At 67.6% G+C, this 4,766-nt stretch carries 4 protein-coding genes; 2 read left to right on the top strand and 2 right to left on the bottom strand.

Annotation, left to right across the window (positions count from 1 at the left end; translation table 11 throughout):
- Together AC04L7_RS12615 and AC04L7_RS12610 are read right to left on the bottom strand one after the other, a co-directional pair.
- On the bottom strand, positions 1–220 hold a 220-nt coding region (locus tag AC04L7_RS12615; protein ID WP_475513120.1), incomplete at its 3' end, for a protein-L-isoaspartate O-methyltransferase family protein.
- A gap of 147 nt (positions 221–367) precedes the next feature.
- Positions 368–1,039, bottom strand: coding sequence for a TetR/AcrR family transcriptional regulator (locus AC04L7_RS12610; RefSeq protein ID WP_296279285.1), 672 nt, complete (start codon positions 1,037–1,039; stop codon positions 368–370).
- Positions 1,040–1,117: 78 nt separating this feature from the next.
- On the opposite strand from AC04L7_RS12610, the gene AC04L7_RS12605 reads away from it, so the two are divergent.
- Positions 1,118–2,257: an efflux RND transporter periplasmic adaptor subunit gene (locus tag AC04L7_RS12605; RefSeq protein WP_435996631.1), complete on the top strand. Its 1,140-nt coding sequence runs from the start codon at positions 1,118–1,120 to the stop codon at positions 2,255–2,257.
- Positions 2,258–2,261: 4 nt separating this feature from the next.
- Positions 2,262–4,766 (top strand): efflux RND transporter permease subunit (locus AC04L7_RS12600; RefSeq protein ID WP_475513119.1); only part of this gene is annotated, 2,505 nt, incomplete at its 3' end.

The following is a 4,766-nucleotide window of genomic DNA, read 5'->3' as shown; positions in this document are numbered from 1 at the left end:
CCTGCAGGGTGCGTCCCTCGATGACGGGCTTGGCCATCGCCTGGCCATGCCCGAGCGGCAGTTCCAGGTCCGCGTAGGCCAGCGCGCGGTGCGCGTCGGCCACGAAGCTCTCGCGCGGCAGCGCGGCCAGCGTCTCCAGCACGCGCGCATCCAGCACGTCCCAGGGACGTACCTGCTGCTCGACCATGTTTTCGCGGGCCTGGGTGTAATCGATCGTCATGGGGGTGGTCATCCGACGCGGAGGGCTGGGCCGGGCATTTTACCGGGCTGGCATCGTCCGCGCTGGGCAAGGATCGCGGCAGGTCCGGCCGGGGGCGCAGTGCCGGAAGTCACCGCAACCTCCGTCGCGCGGGGTGGCGCTTCAGCTTCAGCGGCGGCCATAGGCCCTCAGGAACATGTCCACGGTGGCGTCGATGTGGCGACGGGTATCGAGCGGTCCCGGTTGGCTGCAAAGGCCGCAGGTCATGCGCGCATGCACCTCGCCCTTGATCAGGGTGAAGAACTGCACCGAGGCCGTGCCCACATCCGGGATGTCCAGTTCGCCCTTGGCCACCAGCGCCTGCAGCAGCGTGGCGAACGCCTCGTGCGTGCGCTGCGGGCCGGCTTCCCAGAACGTCTTCTTGAGTTTGTCGTCGATGTTGCCGGGGACCATCATCATGCGATGCGTGCTGATGGCCTCCTCGCTGGTGATCAGCGCGAAGAAGGCTTGCGCGATGGCCTTCAGCTGGTCGCGCAGGCTGCCGGTCAGTTCGATCTCGAACAGGGCATCCGGCAGCATCTCCTCGCACTTGGCCTGGACCGCGGCAGCGAACAACGCGTCCTTGTCGCCGAAGTGGCTGTACACGGTGAGCTTGGAGACGCCCGCTTCGGCGGCGATCTGGTCCATGCTCACGCCGTTGAATCCCTCGCGCGCGAACAACTGCTTGGCCGCCTCCAGGATGGCGGCGCGCTTGCCGAGGTCCTTCGGCCGGCCGGGGCCGCTCGCGGCGGGCTTGACGGGGGGCTTGGCGCGGCGGGATGCGGGGCGTGGACTGACCATGACGTAATACTAGACTACCCGGTTCGATATTTATACTATACCGCCAAGTCCACTAATTGAAATCGCAACGGAGCGGTCATGCGCCAGACGCGCTGGAACGGAGTGTTCGGAATTCTCCTGCTGGGCTTGGCCGCCTGCAGCGCGGAACAGCCCGCGGAAACACCGCGGCCGGCGTTGGTGGTGCAGCCCGGCGGCGGTGCCGATGCCGCATTGTCGGCGTATGCCGGCGAGGTGCGCGCCCGCGAGGAGAGTCCGCTGTCGTTCCGCGTCGGCGGCAACCTGGTCCGCCGCAACGTGGACGCCGGTGCACGCGTGCAGAAGGGCGAAGTGCTGGCGGTACTGGATGCGGGCGATTTCGCCTTGCAGGCGCAGGCGGCACAGGCGCAACTGGCCGCTGCCGAAGCCGACCTGGTCCGCGCCCGTGGCGACCGCGACCGCTACGCCAAGCTGGTCGGCGACAAGCTGATCAGCCAGTCCGCCTACGATGCGCAGGTGGCCGCCTGGAAAGCCGCCGAGGGCCAGGCGCGTGCGGCGCGCGCGCAAATGGACGTGATGCGCAACCAGGAAGGCTATTCGCAACTGCGCGCGCCGCGCGATGGCGTGATCGCCAGCCGCCAGGCGGAAGCGGGCCAGGTCGTGGCCGCGGGTCAGACGGTCTTCACGCTCGCAGCCGATGGGGGGCGCGAAGTCGCCATCGGACTGCCCGAGAACCGCATCCGTGCCTTCAGCGTGGGGCAGCCGGTGATGATCGAACTCTGGAATGCGCCCGGCCAGCGCCTGCCCGGTACCATCCGCGAAATCGCGCCGGCCGCCGACGCGCAGACACGGACGTACGCGGCGCGCGTCAGCCTGGTCGGCGATGCGCAGCAGCAGGTCGAACTGGGCCAGAGCGCCCGAGTCTATGTGCAGGAGAACGGCACGAAGGCGGCGCTGAAACTGCCGCTGTCGGCCATCCAGCGCGGCGACGACGGCGCGACCACGGTGTGGGTGGTCGATCCTGCCAGCGGCAAGGTGCAGGCGCGCCCGGTGCAGCTCGGACCCTACGGAGACGTTTCCGTGCCCGTGCTGGGGGGCGTGAAGGCGAGCGACTGGGTCGTCGCCGCGGGTGGCCACCTGCTGCGCGAGGGCCAGGTCGTCACTCCGGTGGACCGCAGCAACCGGCCGCTGAAGCCCGTCGGCGCCGGTGGCACGGCGGCGATCGCCACGCGTTCGGAGTAACGGCATGCGCCGCTTCAATCTCTCCGAGTGGGCGCTGACCAACCGCAGCCTTGTGCTGTTCACCATGATCCTGCTCGGCATCATCGGTGCGTGGTCGTACAAGCACCTGGGGCAATCCGAGGATCCGCCGTTCACGTTCAAGGCGATGGTGGTGCGCACCGTATGGCCGGGCGCGACGGCCGAAGAAGTTTCGCAGCAGGTCACCGAGCGCATCGAGAAGGCGCTGATGACCACCGGCAACTACGAATACATCCGTTCGTATTCGCGGCCGGGCGAATCGCAGGTGATCTTCGCTGCGCGCGACAGCCTGAAGTCGCGCGACATGCCGCAACTCTGGTACCAGGTCCGCAAGAAGGTCGGCGACATCCGCGCCACGCTGCCCAGCGGCGTCATCGGCCCCTTCTTCAACGACGAGTTCGGCGACACCTTCGGCAACATCTATGCGTTGACCGGCGAAGGCTTCGACTACGCGGTGATGAAGGATTACGCCGACCGCATCCAGCTGGAGCTGCAGCGGGTGGACGATGTCGGCAAGGTAGAACTGGTGGGCCTGCAGGATGAGAAGATCTGGATCGAGCTGTCGAACACCAAGCTGGCCACGCTGGGCATACCGCTCAACGCGGTGCAGCAGGCGCTGGAAGAACAGAACGCGGTGACGCCGGCGGGGTTCTTCGAGACGCCGACCGATCGGGTGCAACTGCGCATCAGCGGCGAGTTCACGTCGGTCGACGAGATCCGCGAATTCCCGATCCGCGCCGGCGGCCGTACCGTCAAGCTGGGCGACATCGCCGAGATCAAGCGCGGCTTCGCCGACCCGGCCGCGCCACGCATGCGTTTCATGGGGCAGCCGGGCATCGGCATCGCGGTGGCGATGAAGGACGGCGGCGACATCCTGACGCTGGGCGAAACGCTCGAGGCCGAGTTCCATCGCCTGCAGAAGACCCTGCCGCTGGGCATGGAACTGCGCAAGGTGTCCGACCAGCCGGCGGCCGTGGAAGCCTCCGTGGGCGAGTTCGTCCGCGTGCTGGCGGAAGCGGTGATCATCGTGCTGCTGGTCAGCTTCTTCTCGCTGGGCATGCGCACGGGGCTGGTGGTGGCGGTGTCGATCCCGCTGGTGCTGGCGATGACGTTCGCGGTGATGCACTACTTCGGCATCGGCCTTCACAAGATCTCGCTCGGTGCGCTCGTGCTCGCGTTGGGCCTGCTGGTCGACGACGCGATCATCGCGGTCGAGATGATGGCCATCAAGATGGAACAGGGCTTCGACCGGCTGAAGGCGGCCAGCTTCGCCTACGAATCGACCGCCTTCCCCATGCTCACCGGCACGCTGGTCACGGCGGCCGGCTTCCTGCCCATCGCGACGGCTGCATCCAGCACCGGCGAGTACACGCGTTCGCTGTTCCAGGTGGTGACGATCGCACTGGTCGTTTCGTGGATCGCGGCGGTGCTCTTCATTCCTTACCTGGGCGACAAGATGCTGCCCGACCTGGGCAACCCGCAGCCGCCGAAAGCAGGCTCGCCTGCGGCACGCTGGCATGCGTTCCGCGCGCGGCTGGCGGATCGCTGGCCGCAGTACGCCGGCATGCTCGCACCCAAGGCGCACGATGCGCACGACCACAATCCGTACCACACGCCGTTCTACCAGCGCTTCCGCGGCTGGCTGGCGTTCTGCCTGCGCCATCGGTGGCTGGTGATCGGCGTGACCGCGGCCGCATTCGTCGCGTCCATCGCGCTGTTCCGTTTCGTGCCGCAGCAGTTCTTCCCCGACTCGGTGCGTCCCGAACTGATGGTGGACCTGGAGCTGGCCGAAGGCAGCTCGCTGAAGTCCACCGATGCCCAGGCGCGCAAGCTCGAGAAGCTGCTCGCCACGCGGGAAGGCGTGATCAACTACGTGGCCTACATCGGCACCGGTTCGCCCCGCTTCTACCTGCCGCTGGACCAGCAGCTGCCGCAGGCGCATTTCTCGCAGTTCGTGGTGCTGACGCAGGACACCCGGGCGCGCGAGTCGACCCGTCGCTGGCTGGTCGACGACGTCGCGCCGCAATTCCCCGAACTGCAGTTCCGCGTGACCCGCCTCGAGAACGGCCCCCCGGTCGGGTATCCGATCCAGTTCCGCGTGTCCGGCGAGCATGTCGATCGCGTGCAGGCGATCGCGCGGCAGATGGCGGAGAAGGTGCGCGCCAATCCGCACGTCTCCAACGTCAACCTGGACTGGAGCGAGCCGAGCAAGATCGTGCGGCTGCAGATCGACCAGGATCGCGCGCGCGCGCTGGGCGTCAGTACGGCGCAGGTGTCGCACTTCCTGTCCGGCTCGCTGTCGGGCCTGAGCGTCAGTACCTATCGCGAAGGCAACGAGCTGGTCGAGATCCTGTTGCGGGGTCCCGAGGAAGAGCGTACGCGGCTCGACCTGCTGGGCAGCCTGGCGGTACCGACGAGCAGCGGCGGCAGCGTGCCGTTGTCGCAGATCGCCAATCTCGAATACGCGTTCGAGGACGGCATCATCTGGCAC

Source organism: Pseudoxanthomonas sp. LjRoot204_2 (assembly GCF_056175765.1).
This window is presented reverse-complemented; position numbering and strand designations above follow the sequence as displayed.

Excerpts from the sequence above, each read along its gene's own strand:
- AC04L7_RS12605 (WP_435996631.1), top strand. The coding sequence starts at position 1,118 with ATGCGCCAGACGCGCTGGAACGGAGTGTTCGGAATTCTCCTGCTGGGC.
- AC04L7_RS12610 (WP_296279285.1), bottom strand. The coding sequence starts at position 1,039 with ATGGTCAGTCCACGCCCCGCATCCCGCCGCGCCAAGCCCCCCGTCAAG.